The organism is Celeribacter ethanolicus (genome assembly GCF_001550095.1).
In the GTDB taxonomy this organism is placed as follows: Bacteria; Pseudomonadota; Alphaproteobacteria; order Rhodobacterales; family Rhodobacteraceae; genus Celeribacter; species Celeribacter ethanolicus.
Map to the genome: position 1 here is coordinate 72549 of NZ_LRUC01000020.1, position 16097 is coordinate 88645.

The 16097-nt window shown below is 61.5% G+C and carries 13 protein-coding genes; 2 read left to right on the forward strand and 11 right to left on the reverse strand.

Annotated elements, in window-relative coordinates; genetic code table 11:
* Nucleotides 1–53: 53 nt before the first annotated feature.
* The 5 genes from NH195_RS09760 to NH195_RS09780 form a co-directional block, all read right to left on the reverse strand.
* Nucleotides 54–1379 (reverse strand): FMN-binding glutamate synthase family protein, encoded by a 1326-nt coding sequence (locus NH195_RS09760; protein ID WP_066706040.1) that lies wholly within the window; start codon nt 1377–1379, stop codon nt 54–56.
* An 11-nt stretch (nt 1380–1390) separates the two neighbouring features.
* Nucleotides 1391–2077 carry a GltB/FmdC/FwdC-like GXGXG domain-containing protein gene (locus tag NH195_RS09765; RefSeq protein ID WP_066706043.1) on the reverse strand — a complete coding sequence of 229 codons (687 nt, stop codon included), beginning with the start codon at nt 2075–2077 and terminating at the stop codon, nt 1391–1393.
* 4 nt (nt 2078–2081) lie between these two features.
* Entirely contained in the window at nt 2082–2972 is an 891-nt protein-coding gene (locus tag NH195_RS09770) for a class II glutamine amidotransferase (protein WP_066706047.1), read from the reverse strand.
* A 205-nt stretch (nt 2973–3177) separates the two neighbouring features.
* Entirely contained in the window at nt 3178–3834 is a 657-nt protein-coding gene (locus NH195_RS09775; protein WP_066706050.1) for a helix-turn-helix domain-containing protein, read from the reverse strand.
* 23 nt (nt 3835–3857) lie between these two features.
* Nucleotides 3858–5144: an ABC transporter substrate-binding protein gene (locus tag NH195_RS09780; RefSeq protein ID WP_066706053.1), complete on the reverse strand. Its 1287-nt coding sequence runs from the start codon at nt 5142–5144 to the stop codon at nt 3858–3860.
* A gap of 181 nt (nt 5145–5325) precedes the next feature.
* On the opposite strand from NH195_RS09780, the gene NH195_RS09785 reads away from it, so the two are divergent.
* Nucleotides 5326–6669 (forward strand): NAD(P)-binding domain-containing protein, encoded by a 1344-nt coding sequence (locus tag NH195_RS09785; RefSeq protein WP_066706056.1) that lies wholly within the window; start codon nt 5326–5328, stop codon nt 6667–6669.
* A gap of 108 nt (nt 6670–6777) precedes the next feature.
* Entirely contained in the window at nt 6778–9147 is a 2370-nt protein-coding gene (locus NH195_RS09790; RefSeq protein ID WP_420795666.1) for a trimethylamine N-oxide demethylase, read from the forward strand.
* 71 nt (nt 9148–9218) lie between these two features.
* On the opposite strand, the gene NH195_RS09795 is transcribed toward NH195_RS09790, so the two are convergent.
* From NH195_RS09795 to NH195_RS09820, 6 genes are all read right to left on the reverse strand, one after another.
* A complete protein-coding gene (locus tag NH195_RS09795; RefSeq protein ID WP_066706068.1) occupies nt 9219–9422 on the reverse strand; it encodes a formate dehydrogenase subunit delta in 204 nt (67 codons plus the stop codon).
* Nucleotides 9419–10150, reverse strand: coding sequence for a formate dehydrogenase accessory sulfurtransferase FdhD (gene fdhD / locus NH195_RS09800; RefSeq protein ID WP_066706071.1), 732 nt, complete (start codon nt 10148–10150; stop codon nt 9419–9421). Before fdhD ends, NH195_RS09795 begins: the two co-directional genes overlap by 4 nt.
* Nucleotides 10147–13071, reverse strand: a complete 2925-nt coding sequence (gene fdhF, locus NH195_RS09805) for a formate dehydrogenase subunit alpha (protein ID WP_066706074.1) — start codon at nt 13069–13071, stop codon at nt 10147–10149. Before fdhF ends, fdhD begins: the two co-directional genes overlap by 4 nt.
* On the reverse strand, nt 13068–14594 hold the full coding sequence (locus NH195_RS09810) for a formate dehydrogenase beta subunit (RefSeq protein WP_066706077.1): 1527 nt from the start codon (nt 14592–14594) through the stop codon (nt 13068–13070). Before NH195_RS09810 ends, fdhF begins: the two co-directional genes overlap by 4 nt.
* Nucleotides 14591–15091 carry a formate dehydrogenase subunit gamma gene (locus tag NH195_RS09815; RefSeq protein ID WP_066706080.1) on the reverse strand — a complete coding sequence of 167 codons (501 nt, stop codon included), beginning with the start codon at nt 15089–15091 and terminating at the stop codon, nt 14591–14593. Before NH195_RS09815 ends, NH195_RS09810 begins: the two co-directional genes overlap by 4 nt.
* Nucleotides 15092–15193: 102 nt before the next feature.
* The gene (locus NH195_RS09820; protein ID WP_066706379.1) at nt 15194–16081 is read right to left on the reverse strand and encodes a LysR family transcriptional regulator; all 888 of its coding nucleotides are present in this window, start codon (nt 16079–16081) and stop codon (nt 15194–15196) included.
* Between the last annotated feature and the right edge of the window lie 16 nt (nt 16082–16097).

Here is a 16097-nt window from a genome sequence, read left to right on the forward strand (position 1 = left end):
TTTTCCTGTTCCCTGTCGGAGAAAGAGGGGCGCTTGGCCCCTCTTCGTGGGCCTCAGAAGCCCGGTTTCCCCGGGTACCAATTGGTCCCGGCGAGCGGAATTTGCGCCATGGCAGCGGCTTCCATGGTCAGCGCACACAGATCCTCGGGTTCGAGGTTGTGCACGTGGTTGTGACCACAGGCCCGTGCGATGGTCTGGCATTCCAGCGTCATCACGTTGAGGTAGTTGCGCAGCATCCGCGCCGCTTCCACCGGGTTCACGCGCTTCATCAGCTCGGGGTCCTGCGTGGTGATACCTGCCGGGTCTTTGCCCTCATGCCAGTCATCGTAAGCGTCGGCAGTGGTGCCCAGAGCCGCGTATTCCGCGCCCCATTTCGGGTCCTGCTCACCGATGGCAATGAGAGCCGCCGTGCCGATGGAAACCGCATCGGCCCCAAGTGCCAGCGCCTTGGCCATATCCGCGCCGTTGCGGATGCCGCCAGAGACCACAAGCTGAACCTTGCGGTGCATGCCCAGATCCTGAAGCGCCTGAACGGCGGGGCGGATACAGGCGAGGATCGGCTGGCCGACATGCTCGATGAACACATCCTGCGTCGCCGCCGTACCGCCCTGCATCCCGTCGAGCACGACCACGTCCGCGCCCGCTTTCACGGCCAGAGCGGTGTCGTAATAGGGGCGTGCGCCGCCGACCTTGATGTAGATCGGTTTTTCCCAGTTGGTGATCTCTCGCAGCTCAAGGATCTTGATCTCGAGATCGTCCGGGCCGGTCCAGTCCGGGTGACGACAGGCGGAGCGTTGGTCGATGCCGACCGGAAGGTCGCGCATCCCGGCGACGCGCTCGGTGATCTTTTGACCCAGCAGCATGCCGCCGCCGCCCGGTTTCGCGCCTTGGCCGACCACGATCTCGATGGCGTCAGCACGACGCAGATCGTCCGGGTTCATGCCGTAGCGCGACGGCAGGTATTGGTAAACGAGCTTCTCGGAATGTCCGCGCTCTTCCTCGGTCATGCCGCCGTCACCGGTGGTCGTCGAGGTGCCCGCCATGGTCGCGCCGCGACCCAGAGCCTCTTTCGCCGGACCGGAGAGCGCGCCAAAGGACATGCCCGCGATGGTCACCGGGATTTTCAGCTCGATCGGCTTTTTCGCAAACCGCGTGCCGAGGGTCACGGAGGTGTCGCATTTCTCGCGATAACCTTCGAGCGGGTACCGCGACATCGACGCGCCGAGGAACAGCAGGTCATCGAAATGCGGCAGGTGGCGTTTGGTGCCGCCGCCACGAATATCGTAGATGCCGGTGGCCGCCGCGCGGCGGATCTCGGCGTTGGCGGCGTTGCTGAACGTGTAGCTGTCGCGCGGCGGGGTGTGGGGTGTCTTTTCCATCGGTGCGCTCCTCAGTATTCGCCAGCGTGGTCGATGTTGAAATTGTAGAGTTTGCGCGACGAACCGTAGCGTTTGAACTCTTCCGGTTTGGCATCCGCCCCGGCTTTCTCAAGAAGGTCCTTGAGGATCTCGATATGCTCCGGGCGCAGTTCCTTCTCGACGCAGTCGGCGCCCAGCGATTTCACGGAACCGCGCACGAACAGGCGCGCTTCATAAAGCGAGTCGCCCAGCGCATCGCCCGCATCGCCCAGAACAACGAGGTTGCCCTTTTGCGCCATGAAGGCGCACATATGGCCGATGTTGCCGTGCACGACGATGTCGATGCCCTTCATCGAGATGCCGCAGCGCGAGGACGCATTGCCCTTGATGTTCAAAAGACCGCCGTGCCCGGTGGCGCCCGCATATTGCGAGGCGTCGCCTTCGATGGTCACAACGCCGGACATCATGTTTTCCGCAACACCGGGGCCGGTGGAGCCTTTGACCGTGATGGTGGCTTCCTTGTTCATCCCGGCGCAGTAGTAGCCCGTGGACCCGTTGATGGTCACGGAAATCGGACCGTCGAGACCGACAGCCACGGCATGCGCGCCGCGCGGGTTGGTCAGTTCGAAATCTTCATTCGCCTTGCCCTTGGCAGCGGCCTGAAGCGTGGTGTTGACCTCACGGAGTTCCGTTGTGGCCAGATCGAGCGTGGTGGTCATTGGATCAGCGCTCCCAGAAGTAAACAGTTGCAGGTTCCGGTTCCCAGACGCGGGCATTGTCGATGCCCGGCAGGTCGGCGAAGGCGCGGTACTCAGACGCGAAGGCGACGTAATCCTCGGTTTCCGCCATGATCGCCGGTTTGCAGGCGATTGGATCGCGCACGACGCCAAAGCCGTTCTTGGTACCGGTCACGAAGGTGAAGAACCCGTCGAGATCTTCGATGGTGCCTTCGAGCGCTTCACCCAGCGTTGCGCCATCGGCGATGCGCGACGAGATGTAGGCCGCGCCCACTTCGGTGTCGTTTTCCGAGCGGGTAAACACGCCTTTTTTGGCAAGCGTGCGGCGCATCTGGTTGTGGTTCGACAGCGAGCCGTTGTGCACGAGGCACTGGTCGTCGGCGGTCGAAAACGGGTGCGCACCCATCGTGGTCACAGCGGACTCAGTCGCCATGCGGGTGTGGCCGATGCCGTGGGAGCCGCCCATCGCGCGCAGACCGAACCGCGCCGCGACGTCTTTCGGCAGGCCGACTTCCTTGTAGATTTCCATGGAGGCGCCGGAACCCATGATGCGAAGACCCTTGTCTTCGAGCACCGCGATGGCCTCTTTCGCCTTCGCTTCCGGCAGTGTCAGAACCGCATGGGTGTCGACCACTTTGATCGTCACCGGCGCATCGACCACCGCACACACGGCGGCGTCGAGATCGGCAAACGCCTCGGCGGGCGTGTCCGATTGAACGGTGATTTTTACCATGCCGTCCGTCTCATCGCCATAGATCGCGATCCCGGCGCTATCGGGGCCGCGTTCGGTCATGGTGATGAGCATATCGGTCAGCATATCGCCCAGTTGCGGGCGCAGTTCATCCTTTTTCAGGAAGAGGCCAACAATGCCACACATAGGTTCCTCCATTGTGGGTGAGTTCATCAGGCGTCCAGCGCCGTCACAACCTCACTAATGGGAAACCTATTTTCTCTTCAAGAAAGTTTTTATCCCCATTGGAAGAAAATCTCACCGACAGGAAAATTGCTCTGTTTTTATGCAAACAGGCGGCCGATCCGCATCAGCCGCCTGAGAATTGTGCGAAATAGAAAATACAGGACACTCAGCGTGCCTGCGGATAGGTGATGATCGACAGATATTTCGCCGGAAGCTCGACGATCTCCTCCGGCCCGTGCGGCGCATCCGAATCGAACAGAAGCGAATCCCCCGGCTCCAGATCGTAGATCTGATCGCCATGGCGATAGTTGACCCGCCCCTCCAGCATATACAGAAGCTCGATGCCCTCATGCTGGAACGCCGGGAACCGGTCGGAGGCGCTGTCGAGCGTGATCAGATAGGGTTCGACCACGACGCCCGAGTTGTTCGACCCGATATGACCCAAGAGATTGTATTGATGCCCCGCCCGCGTCCCCGCACGCTCGATCTCGACACCCTCGCCCGCTTTGACATGCATGCAGCCGCGCTCTTCCTCATAACCGGAAAAAAGCTGCACCAAAGGCACGCGCAACGCATGGGCCAGCGCAGAAATCGTATTCAGAGACGGCGAAATCACCCCGTTCTCGATCTTCGACAGCATGCCGACCGACAACCCGGTCTGCGCCGCCAGGTCCGCCCCGGTCATCCGCGCCCGCTTGCGCAGCTCGCGCACCTGCCGTCCGATCGCCACTTCGAGGTTCTTTTCCCGCTGCTCCTTCACCGCATGCGGGTTCTGCTGCAATGCATTGTCCTTGGCTTTCAAATCCAACTCCTGTCGTCCCATATGCTCTCTCTTCTCTATCTCGCTCATTCATCCGCCAGCGCGCGCGCCAGATCCGGCTTGCCGCGCTGGTGCCAAAGCTGGCCGACGGCCCCGAGTTCGGTCATCAGCTCTTCGCCATAGGTTTCCAGCCATTTCAGCACCGACCCGAATTCCTGAATGCGCGCCCGCCCCTCGCGGATCGCCACCACCGGCCAGTCGCCCACCAGCGCATTGTCGATGCCGTAGACCTCCATGCCCCACCAATTCGCCAGCCCGAACACATGCGGCATGCGCCGCCCGCGCTTCAGGGCCGCCAACACGGAGGCGCTGACAAGGCTGTCCGCCGTCTCGACCGCCTCATGCCAGAGATCGAGGATCGACGCATATTCCCAGCTCACCGCCGCCCACTCTTCTGGAAAGCGCTCATTATAAGAGTCGAAAAACGCCTTCGGCCGGTGAAAGAAAAACGCCGTATCCGCTAGTTCCGGATCGTCGAAATCCGGGAACTGGAAGGTGAAACGCTCCATGAAAGCGTCCGAGGTGCGCGTGATCAGGCTTTGGTAATTGTCGCAGGTACAGGCAAGAATCTCGCCCCGGAACCCCGCCTCATAGGCCGCGACGGTCAGCGCCTCGATCATCGGCGGTGCGGAGGAACACCAGCACAGCACATCCGGCGTCTCGGCCAGCATCTCCGCCACGATCTCGCGCGCGTCCCCGGCCTCCGCATCATAAAGCACTTCACTGACGATCTCCCGCCCGGCGACATCGAAGGCCGCGCGATAGGTCGCAAGCGACGGCAGCCCCATGAGATCGGTTTGGGAGCAGAGCGCCACGCGTTTGGCCTCGGGCCGGGTGCGCGCGAGCCAGTCGACCCCGGTGACGTTGAAAAACGGGTGCACCTCCGCGGGCGCGATGAGATAGGGGTGATCCGGCGACAGGTCCGACGGCAGAAGCGTCGCGGTCAGCACCCGACGCTCCATCAGATAGGCCAGCGCCAGCCCCAGATCGCCGCCCCCGAGCGTCAGCACAAGCCGCACGCGTTGCGCCTCCACCATCTGCCGCGCCGCCTCGAGTGTCGCCGCCGCGCCCTGCGCGCTGTCCTGCACGATCAGTTCCACAAGATGCCGCCGGCCGCCAACCATCATGCCGCCATGGGCGTTGATCCAGTCGACCCAGAGGCGACAACCATCTATGCCGGGCCGCCCCCAACGCTCCTCCGCCCCGGACATCGGCACCAGCGCTCCAACCCGGATCGGCGCGCGGTCCTGTACGCTCAATCGCGGCAGGCTGCCTGCGACGGCCAGTCTCTGTGCCAGCGAAGCGCTGCTCATTTTTTCACCTCCCGCTCAAAAATAGGTCAAAAGACCGAGAGAATTCCCGATTCGCATATTCCTCTAAGGAAAATTCATTGACCAGTAGAAAATTTTTGGACCAAACCGGAGTCAATCCAAAAGAACCAATCTTGATTATTGGTCCATACCAACACACGCTCAACCAACGGGAGTTTTCAATATGACCAAACGAGTCGCCGTCATCGGCGCGGGCCCCTCCGGCCTCGCTCAACTGCGTGCCTTCCAATCCGCCGCCCAAAAGGGCGCCGAGATCCCGGAAGTCGTCTGTTTTGAGAAGCAATCGAACTGGGGCGGGCTGTGGAACTACACCTGGCGCACCGGCGTCGATGAGAATGGCGAACCTGTGCACGGGTCTATGTACCGCTACCTCTGGTCGAACGGCCCGAAAGAAGGTCTGGAATTCGCCGACTATTCCTTCGAGGAACATTTCGGCAAGCAAATCGCCTCCTACCCGCCCCGCGCCGTGCTCTTCGACTATATCGAAGGCCGCGTGATCAAGGCCGACGTGCGCAAATGGATTCGCTTCTCCTCCGTCATCCGCTTCGTCGAATATGACGAAGACAAAGGCGATTTCGTCGTCACCGTGCACGACATGGTCGAGGACCGCGTCTACAAGGAGCGCTTCGACAATGTGATCGTCGCCTCCGGTCATTTCTCCTCGCCGAACGTGCCCGAATACCCCGGCTTCGAACAGTTCAATGGCCGCATCGTCCACGCCCACGATTTCCGCGACGCCCGCGAATTCGAAGGCAAGGACGTGCTCCTCGTCGGCGCCTCCTACTCCGCCGAAGACATCGGGTCTCAGTGCTGGAAATACGGCGCCAACTCGATCACCACCTGCTACCGCTCCGCCCCCATGGGCTTCAAATGGCCGGACAACTGGGAAGAAAAACCCGCCCTGCAAAAGGTCGAAGGCAAGACCGTCTTCTTCGCCGATGGCACCACGAAAGACGTCGATGCGATCATTCTCTGCACCGGCTACAAGCACTATTTCCCGTTCCTGCCCGACGATCTGCGCCTCAAAACCAAGAACCGTCTGGCGACCGCCGATCTCTACAAAGGTGTCGTCTACGTCCACAATCCGAAGATGTTCTACCTCGGCATGCAGGACCAGTGGTTCACCTTCAACATGTTCGACGCGCAGGCGTGGTATGTGCGGGACATCATTCTTGGCCGCATCGAGGTTCCGACCGACAAAGCCGTTTTGGAGGCCGACGTTGTGGAACGTGTGGAGCGCGAAGACGCCGATGACGATGTGAAATACGCGATCAAATATCAGGCCGATTACGTCAAGGAACTGGTGGCCGACACCGACTACCCGTCCTTCGACATCGACGGCGCCTGCGAGGCCTTCTTCGAGTGGAAGAAACACAAGGCGAAAGACATCATGGACTTCCGCAACAACTCCTACCGCTCGGTGATCACCGGCACCATGGCGCCCGTCCACCACACGCCCTGGAAAGACGCGCTGGACGACAGCATGGAAGCCTATTTGCAGAACTAACCGGTCTTCGCGTCCGGGTGACCGGGCGCGCACCTCCCTCCCCTGATCCGGGGGCAAGCCTCCCCGCACCCCCGGATTTTTTTATTCTGACCGATGGAGACCCCGTTGATCCTCGATCCTTCCGGCCTTCCCTTTCGTTCTGGCCCGCCAACGGCCTCTCTCCCGCGTCGTGCCGGTGCCTACCGGCTCGCCTCCAACGAGGAACGCCACACCGTCCAGGGCGGTGGGGCGTCTTTGCTTGAGCTGAAGCCCGGTGATCGGATCACCGTCACCAACACCGAGGGCGGCCAGCGCTGTGAAATGCTCGCAGCGCACACGGACGGCAGCGTTGACGCGAGCGTCTTGGGCTGGTCCGCTGACGCCTCCGGCGACGATCTGCGCACCACCGTCAACAGCGCCCTGCCCGGCATGGCGCGTCTCCGTTTGGGCCTTGCGAAACGTCAGATCGATCTGGCAGGCGCCAAGACCATCGGCCTCTTTTCCACCAACAGCCCGGCGGGCGAAGGCGTCAGCTTCACCGCGCAGGAACCGGGCTGGCTGTTGATCACCGCCCCCGCACCGGAACCCGATTTCGAGGCGCAAAACACCGCCACGCCTTTGACCGTGACACTCACCCGAGCCGAGGCCCGCCATGAGGGCAGTTTCGTCCTCCCCGACCCGCTCGCCGACACTTTGCAAGACATCCGCATCGCCTCCGCCACGGCCAAGGCCTATACGGTCAAAAAGGGTGAATTCATCCAGATCATGGATGTAGACGGCCGCCAATGTACCGATTTCCAATGTTTCGACGCGCGCAAGGTCGACAAGGGCATTTTCCACCCGCTCGACGTCACCACCACCCGCACAATTCAGGGCCATGCCTACCCGATGCCCGGTCTGCATTCGAAATATTTCGACCACGATCTGACGCCCTTGGTCGAAGTCGTCCAAGACACCTGCGGCCGACACGACGCCTTTGGACTGGCGTGCAACGCAAAATATTACGACGATATCGGCTACCCCGGTCACACCAACTGTTCCGACAATTTCAACGCCGTTCTCGACCCTTACGGCATTCCCGCCCGCCCAGGCTGGATGGCCGCGAACTTCTTCTTCAACACTGCGATCGACGAACATGGCGTGATGCTGGCCGACGAACCGTGGTCCCGCCCCGGCGACTATGTGCTGCTCCGCGCCCTGACCGATCTCGTGTGCGTGTCCTCCTCATGTCCCGATGACACCTCCGCCGCCAACGGCTGGCACCTGACCGACATTCATGTGCGCACCTATGCCGCCGAAGAACGCTTTTCCCGCGCCACCGCCTGGCGCCCGACCCCTGACGAGGACCCGATCATGACGCGTGAAAGCGGTTTTTACGATTCCTTTGCCACGATGACCCGCGACTTTGCCGACTACAACGGGTTCTGGCTGCCTAACTCTTTCCCGGAATGCGACCCCGTGGAGAGCTACTGGGCCTGCCGCGAAGGCGTGGTGGTCATGGACCTCTCCGCGCTCAGAAAATTCGAGGTCACCGGCCCCGACGCCGAGGCGCTGATGAACTGGGTTCTGACCCGCAACGTCGAAAAACTCGCCATCGGCCAAGTCGTCTATTCCGCCATGTGCTACCCGCACGGCGGCATGATCGACGACGGCACGCTCTTCCGTCTGGGCGAACATAATTTCCGCTGGATCGGTGGCTCGGATGAGGGCGGTGTCTGGATGCGCGAAGAGGCCAAACGCCTTGGCCTCAACGTCATGATCCGGTCTTCCACCGATCAGATGCACAACCTTGCCGTCCAAGGGCCAAAATCGCGTGATTTGATCCATGAGCTGTTCTGGACCGCACCACATCATCCTGATTTGATGGAAATGGGTTGGTTCCGCTTCACGCCCGCGCGTCTTGGTGACCACGAAGGCATTCCCGTCGTGATCTCCCGCACCGGCTACACCGGCGAGCTGGGCTATGAGATTTTCTGTCATCCGAAACACGGTGCCGAAATTTTCAAAGCGGTCTGGGAGGCCGGACAAAAAGTGGGCATGAAACCCATGGGTCTCGCCGCTCTGGACCTCGTCCGGATCGAGGCCGGGCTGGTCTTTGCCGGCTACGATTTCTCCGATCAGACCGACCCCTTCGAGGCCGGTGTCGGCTTTACGGTGCCGCTCAAATCCAAGACTGCGGATTTCGTCGGACGTGATGCCCTGTTGCGCCGCAAGGAAACGCCCTCGCGCAAATTCGTCGGCCTTGAGATCGACGGGCAAAATGCCGTCGCGCACGGTGATTGCATCCGTATCGGCCGTGCACAGGTGGGCGAGATTTGCTCCGCCATGCGCAGCCCGCGCACGGGTCAATGGATTGCACTTGCGCGCATCGACGTGGCCCATGCCGAAGAGGGCACAGAGGTCGAGGTTGGCCAACTCGACGGCCACCTGAAACGCTACTCGGCGCGCGTCTCGCCCTTCCCCCATTATGATCCAAAAAAGGAACGCCCCCGCTCCTAAGCCTCAAAAACAACAAACCCCGCCATATAGGCGGGGTTTTTAAATGGCATTTTGATCTTTCGGTCGATCCCTTAGAGCGTCTGACCGGCCTCAATCACCAGAGCATGCAAGCCTTCGCCACCCTGCCCCAGATAGGTTTTGAGCTGATTGAGCATCCGCGGCTCCCAAAAATCCTTGAGATGCGCGGCCACACCGGCGGCCTGATCCCCGCCTGGCTGGGTCGCAAAAAAGCTCGCGATCTGATTGGCCATCAGCACCATTTTCGCATCGGTCATGCGCAGTGTTCCTTTTCATCCGTATAGGCCACCACCGCCTCGCGGCGCAGCACCATCAAAGTCAGTCCTGTGTCTTGTGCCAGCTCCACCGCCGCGCGTGTCGGCGAGGACAGAGCGAAGAGCCCGGAAATCCCGGCACGCACGCATTTTTGCACCAGATCGACGGAAAGCCGCGAGGTGATGATCACCGCGCCTTGGCTCACATCCGTTCCGGCAAGTGTGCCAATCAACTTGTCGAGCGCATTGTGCCGCCCGACGTCTTCGCGCAAGGCAATGAGCCCGTCGGAGGTAAAGAACCCGGCGGCGTGCATCGCGCCCACCTGATCACGACGCTTTTGTCCAGCATTCAGCGCATCCAACGCGGCGCGGGCATGGGTTTCCAACCCCGACGCCATCGGCGTCACCGTCCCCGGAAAGGCGGTCGCTTCATCCAGGCTCTCAATCCCGCACAACCCACAGCCCATCGGTCCGACAGAAGCCCGCCGCCGCGCATCCATCGCCGCCGAGCGGTCCTCGGGAATGCGCCCGCGCACCTCATAGCCGTGAGCATGTTTGATCGCCGATATTTCGGTGACATCTGAGGCCACGGAGACGATTCCCTCGGACACAGCAAACCCGGTCAAAAACTCAGGTAAATCAAAGGGCGACGCCATCATGACAGCCGCCGTCGAGCCGTTATACACGAGCGCGACGGGGGCTTCTTCAGGGAGGGCGTCGACCGTGGTCATTCAGCGGCCTCGATCCGGCGCGATTGCTCGGCCTGCGCGTTGTAGCGCTCCTGCCATTCGCTTGGTCCATTGGAAGGCGACACCTGCACTGCCGTCACCTTGTATTCCGGGCAGTTCGTTGCCCAGTCGGAGTAATCCGTGGTGATGACATTGGCCTGCGTGTCCGGGTGGTGGAAGGTGGTGTAGACCACGCCGGGGCTGACCCGATCAGTGATCTTGACCCGCAGAGACGTCTCGCCAGAGCGCGACGCCAGCCGCACCCAGTCGCCATCGCGCAGGCCGCGATTTTCGGCGTCATGCGGGTGGATTTCCAACACGTCCTGATCGTGCCAGACGGAGTTCTCCGTCCGCCGCGTCTGGGCACCCACGTTATACTGGCTGAGGATGCGACCCGTGGTGAGCAAGAGCGGGAAACGCGGCCCGGATTTCTCGTCCGTGGCGATATACTCGGTGACGATGAACCGCCCCTTGCCGCGCACGAAACCGTCGACATGCATCAACGGCGTGCCGTCCGGGTGGTCCTCGTTACAGGGCCATTGCACGGAGCCTTTCTCTTCGAGCACCGTGTAATCGACGCCCGCGAAGGAAGGCGTGGTCGCGGCGATCTCCGCCATGATTTCCGCAGGATGCGCGTAGGACCAGGGCTTGCCAACGGTCTCTTTGAGAACCGCATTGGCGAGCAGTTGGGTGACTTCCCAATCCTCATAGCCGTTCTTCGGCGCCATCACTTTACGCACGCGGTTGATGCGGCGCTCGGCGTTGGTGAATGTGCCTTCTTTTTCCAAAAAGCTCGATCCGGGCAGGAAAACATGTGCGTAATTTGCAGTCTCGTTTAGGAACAGATCATGCACGATGACGCATTCCATGGCGGCAAGACCGGCGGCTACATGTTTGGTGTCCGGGTCGGATTGCAGGATGTCTTCGCCCTGACAATAGAGTCCTTTGAAGGTACCGTCGACCGCCGCGTCCAACATATTCGGGATGCGCAGACCGGGTTCTGCGTCCAGTTCGACGCCCCAGGTGTCTTCGAAAATCTTGCGCACTTCCGGCTGTTTCACATGGCGATAACCCGGCAGTTCGTGCGGGAAAGAGCCCATGTCGCAGGAGCCCTGCACGTTGTTCTGACCGCGCAGCGGGTTCACACCGACGCCTTCGCGGCCGATGTTGCCGGTCATCATCGCGAGGTTGGCGATGGCCATGACCGTGGTCGAGCCTTGCGAATGTTCCGTCACGCCGAGGCCGTAATAGATCGCGCCGTTGCCGCCCTGCGCATAGGCGCGCGCGGCTTCGCGGAGTTTGGCGGCAGGCACGCCGGTGAGCGCTTCGGTCGCCTCCGGCGAATGACGCTCGTCGGAGATGAAAGCCTTGTAATCTTCCCAGGCGTCGACGTCACAGCGTTCCGCGATGAAGGTCTCATCATAGAGCCCTTCGGTCACGATCACATGACCCAGCGCAGAGACCACAGCGACGTTGGTGCCGGGCTTGAGCGGCAAGTGATGCGACTCGTTCAGGTGCGGGGTTTCCAAGAGATCGATGCGACGCGGGTCGATCACGATCAGCTTGGCCCCTTCGCGCAGACGTTTGCGCAGGCGTGAGGCAAAGACCGGGTGCCCATCCGTCGGATTCGCCCCGATCACCACGACGACGTCGGACTTTTCAACCGAGTCGAAATCCTGCGTGCCCGCCGAGGTGCCGAAGGTCTGGCCAAGACCATAACCGGTCGGCGAATGGCACACGCGCGCGCAAGTGTCGGTGTTGTTGTTGCCAAAGACAGCGCGGGTGAGTTTCTGAACGAGGTAGGTTTCCTCGTTGGTGCAACGCGACGAGGTGATGACGCCGATGCTCTTCTGACCGTATTTCTGTTGCAGGCCGACGAGTTTCTTCGCCGCGAAAGACAGCGCCTCGTTCCAGGACACTTCGCGCCACGGCTGATCGACGCTCTCGCGCACCATCGGGCTCAAAATACGGTCCTTATGGGTGGCATATCCGTAAGCAAATCTGCCTTTCACACAGGAATGACCCCGGTTCGCCTTGCCGTGTTTATAGGGCACCATGCGCACCAATTGATCGCCCTGCATCTCCGCTTTGAAGCTACAGCCCACGCCACAATAGGCACAGGTGGTCACGACGGAACGGTCCGGCGTGCCCATCTCGATCACGGATTTTTCTTGCAAAGTCGCGGTCGGGCAGGCCTGAACACAGGCGCCACAGGACACACAGTCGGAAGCCAAGAAATTCTCCGCGCCCACGGCCACGCGGCTGTCAAAGCCACGGCCCTCGATGGTCAGAGCAAAGGTCCCCTGCACCTCTTCGCAGGCCCGCACACAGCGGTTGCAGACGATGCATTTCGACGGATCGTAGGAGAAATAGGGGTTGCTATCGTCTTTGGACAACCATTCGGGATTGGCCTCGCCCGACGTATTGCGCGCTTCGAAATGGTTCGCGAGCGGCGCGTTTTTCGGCGCCTCATAGCGCACATCGCGCAGGCCGACGGCGCCCGCCATATCCTGCAATTCGCAATCGCCATTCGCCGAACAGGTCAGGCAATCGAGCGGGTGATCGGAGATATAAAGCTCCATTACGCCCTTGCGAATGCGGCGCAGTTTGTCGGTCTGGGTGTGGACTTTCATCCCGGCATGCACGGGCGTCGTACAGGACGCAGGAGTGCCACGGCGGCCTTCGATTTCGACCGCGCAGAGACGGCAGGAGCCGAAAGCCTCAAGGCTGTCGGTGGCGCAAAGCTTCGGCACCTGAATGCCCAGTTCAGAGGCCGCGCGCATCACGGAGGTCCCCTCCGGCACGGTGATCTCCATACCGTCGATGGTCAGCGTGACCGGCTTGCCCATCTTGGCGGGGGTGCCGCGGTCTATGTCGTCCTGAATGCCGGTCCCATTTTCCCAGGGAATGATGAAATCTTTCATTCTGCGGCCTCCTTCTGAGCGGTGTTGGGCGCGAATTCTTCGGGGAAATGGCGCAGTGCGGAGAGCACCGGATAGGGCGTGAAGCCGCCCAGCGCGCAGAGCGAGCCGTCGGTCATAACTTCGCAGAGGTCTTCGAGCAGAGGAATGGCGCTGGCGTCGCCCTCTTTGATGCGGTCAATCGTTTCCACACCACGCACCGCGCCGATGCGGCAAGGCGTGCATTTGCCACAGCTCTCCACCGCGCAGAATTCCATCGCGAACCGCGCCATGGCAAGCATGTCCGCCGTGTCGTCAAACACCACGATGCCAGCATGTCCAATCAGCGCCTTTTGCCCATCGAACTCTTCGTAGCCAAAGGGCGTATCGAATTGATCCGTATGCAGATAGGCCCCCAAAGGCCCGCCAACCTGCACCGCCTTGACCGGACGCCCGGAGGCAGTGCCGCCCGCGACCTCGTTGACCAGCGTGCCGAGCGGCATGCCGAATGCGGTCTCGAACAGCCCGCCGAATTTCACATTGCCCGCGATCTGGATCGGCATGGTGCCTTTCGAGCGACCGAGGCCGAAATTGGCGTAATGTTCGGCGCCCTTGGCGAAAATCACCGGAACGGTCGCCAGAGAGATCACGTTGTTCACCACAGTCGGACGCCCCAAGAAACCCTCGAGCGCCGGAAGCGGCGGCTTGGCGCGGACCACGCCGCGTTTGCCTTCGAGCGAGTTGAGAAGCGAGGTTTCCTCGCCACAAACATAGGCGCCCGCACCGACGCGGACCTCCATGTCAAAGGCGCGACCACAGCCCAGCACATTGGGGCCCAGCACTCCTGCGGCCCGTGCAATTTCAATCGCCTGCCGCATCACGGCGACCGCATCCGGGTATTCGGAGCGGGTGTAGACGTAGCCTTTGGTGGCGCCACATCCCAAACCCGCGATGGCCATGCCTTCGATCAGTGTGAAGGGATCGCCCTCCATGATCATCCGGTCGGCAAAAGTGCCGCTGTCGCCCTCGTCGGCGTTGCAGACGATGTATTTCTGCGGCGCATGGGCAAGGCGCACCGTGTCCCATTTGATGCCGGTCGGGAACCCCGCACCGCCACGGCCACGCAAGCCAGAGGTTTTCACCTCGTCAATGATCGCGTCTTGGCTCATGCCAATCGCACGCTTCAGACCTTCGAGACCGCCATGCGCCTCATAATCATCCAAAGACAGCGGGTCGATCACACCGCAGCGCTCAAAGGTCAGGCGGGTCTGACGGGCAAAGAACGGGATGTCCTCGACCGTGCCCAGCGTCTCAATCTGACCGTCCAGAAGGGCGGCGACATCTTCCTCGGCAATCGGCCCATAAGCCAGACGCTCTCCGTCTTTTTCGATCTCGACCAGCGGCTCCAGCCAGATCATGCCACGGGTGCCGTTGCGCACGATCTCCGCTTCGAGCCCGCGCGCGGCGATCTCTTGCGTCAGTTTTGCGGCCACCTCATCGGCGCCGAGCGCCTTGGCGGCGCTGTCCATGGGGACGTAAATCTTCATGCCGACACTCCAATATTCTTGGCCGACAGAGCTTTTTCAACGCGGACTTCATCAGCGCGTGCGATCAGTTTTTCGTCCACCATCGCGGCGGGGGCACAGGCGCAGAGGCCCAAACAATAGACCGGCTCCACCGTCAGCTTGCCGTCCGGCGTGGTGCCATGCCAGTCCAGACCGAGTTTCTCCAAAAGCCGCTCCGCCAGAGCCGTGCCGCCCATCGACTGACAGGCCTCCGCCCGGCAGATTTTCAGCACATGCTTGCCAGCGGGCTTTTCGCGGAAATCGTGATAGAAGGAAATCACGCCCTTGAGCTCAGCCCGCGTGATCGTCAGCGCTTTGCAGAGCGGGGCATGCGCCGCCTCGTGAATCACCCCGAACTCCTCCTGCAACGCGTGCAGCATGGGCAAAAGCGGTCCTTCGAGATGGGCGTGCCCCTCAATAATTTGCGAGATGATCTCCGCAATAGCCCCGTCATCTTGCGGGGAGCTGGCTGGCGTCATGGCTGACCTCTTCGGATACGACCGTATACATTTTCCCCATGAGAGCACGGCATACATCACGAAATCAATATCGCTAAACCGTCAAACGATAGTCAAATCCTATCAAACAAGATCCGACACGCGCCCCGCTTCGGCCAGCAAAGCGGCCAAAACCGGTGTATTGGGATCACGGTGCGGCGCAATCAGGCCAACACGGTGCCCGACCTCGCCGCCAGAGAGCGGAATGAGGTCCAGAGGCTTGCCTTCCGTCAAAAACCGCGCGATGCCTTCTGGCAGGACAGTGACCCAGCCGCCGCTCTGTACATGGGCGATCAGCACCACGGTGGAATTCGATTCGGCGCCCACCTGCGGCACCACGCCAGAGGCGCTCAGGTTTCGGTCGATGATGCGCCGGTTCTGCATCTCCGGCGACAAAAGGCACATCGGCACCCCGTCGAGATCGCTCCAATCCACCGACCTGCGCCCCGCAAACACGCCGCCCTCGGCACTCACCACCATGTAGCGCTCCTCGTACAGAGGCACGGCACTGACCCGACCCAGAGGTTCGTTGTCGAGATAGGTGAGCCCGGCGTCCGTCTCGAGATCGTCCAGCATGGTGAGGATTTGCGACGAAGGGCGCGACAGGATCGTCAGTTTGACATTGGGATGCGCCGCGCTGAACACCGCCGAAATCCGCGCGGCCCAGGTGAGCGCCGTCGGGATCGCGGCGAGACGCAGCTGGCCCGACAACCCGTGTCGCGTTGCCCGCATTTCATCGCGAAGCTGGCGACTGTCGGCGACGATCTTGCGCGCCCACACGAGCGCGCGTTGCCCCTCCGGCGTCAATCCGCCGAAACGCGTACCGCGAAAGATGAGTTGCACGCCTAATTGGTCCTCAAGCTGCTTGATCCCCGCCGAAAGGCTCGGCTGGGTGATCCCAAGCGAGAGCGCCGCACGGCCGAAATGGCCCTCCTTGGCGACGGCGATGAACATTTCGAGCTTGTTGAGCATGGCGAAAACCTGATCG

What these genes read in the sequence shown, in the direction of transcription:
- NH195_RS09820 (WP_066706379.1), bottom strand. Translation starts at nt 16,081, where the DNA reads ATGCTCAACAAGCTCGAAATGTTCATCGCCGTCGCCAAGGAGGGCCAT.
- NH195_RS09765 (WP_066706043.1), bottom strand. Translation starts at nt 2,077, where the DNA reads ATGACCACCACGCTCGATCTGGCCACAACGGAACTCCGTGAGGTCAAC.
- NH195_RS09760 (WP_066706040.1), bottom strand. Translation starts at nt 1,379, where the DNA reads ATGGAAAAGACACCCCACACCCCGCCGCGCGACAGCTACACGTTCAGC.
- fdhD (WP_066706071.1), bottom strand. Translation starts at nt 10,150, where the DNA reads ATGACCACGGTCGACGCCCTCCCTGAAGAAGCCCCCGTCGCGCTCGTG.
- fdhF (WP_066706074.1), bottom strand. Translation starts at nt 13,071, where the DNA reads ATGAAAGATTTCATCATTCCCTGGGAAAATGGGACCGGCATTCAGGAC.
- NH195_RS09775 (WP_066706050.1), bottom strand. Translation starts at nt 3,834, where the DNA reads ATGGGACGACAGGAGTTGGATTTGAAAGCCAAGGACAATGCATTGCAG.
- NH195_RS09785 (WP_066706056.1), top strand. Translation starts at nt 5,326, where the DNA reads ATGACCAAACGAGTCGCCGTCATCGGCGCGGGCCCCTCCGGCCTCGCT.
- NH195_RS09795 (WP_066706068.1), bottom strand. Translation starts at nt 9,422, where the DNA reads ATGACCGATGCGAAAATGGTGCTGATGGCCAATCAGATCGCGAGCTTT.
- NH195_RS09815 (WP_066706080.1), bottom strand. Translation starts at nt 15,091, where the DNA reads ATGACGCCAGCCAGCTCCCCGCAAGATGACGGGGCTATTGCGGAGATC.
- NH195_RS09780 (WP_066706053.1), bottom strand. Translation starts at nt 5,144, where the DNA reads ATGAGCAGCGCTTCGCTGGCACAGAGACTGGCCGTCGCAGGCAGCCTG.
- NH195_RS09770 (WP_066706047.1), bottom strand. Translation starts at nt 2,972, where the DNA reads ATGTGTGGCATTGTTGGCCTCTTCCTGAAAAAGGATGAACTGCGCCCG.
- NH195_RS09810 (WP_066706077.1), bottom strand. Translation starts at nt 14,594, where the DNA reads ATGAAGATTTACGTCCCCATGGACAGCGCCGCCAAGGCGCTCGGCGCC.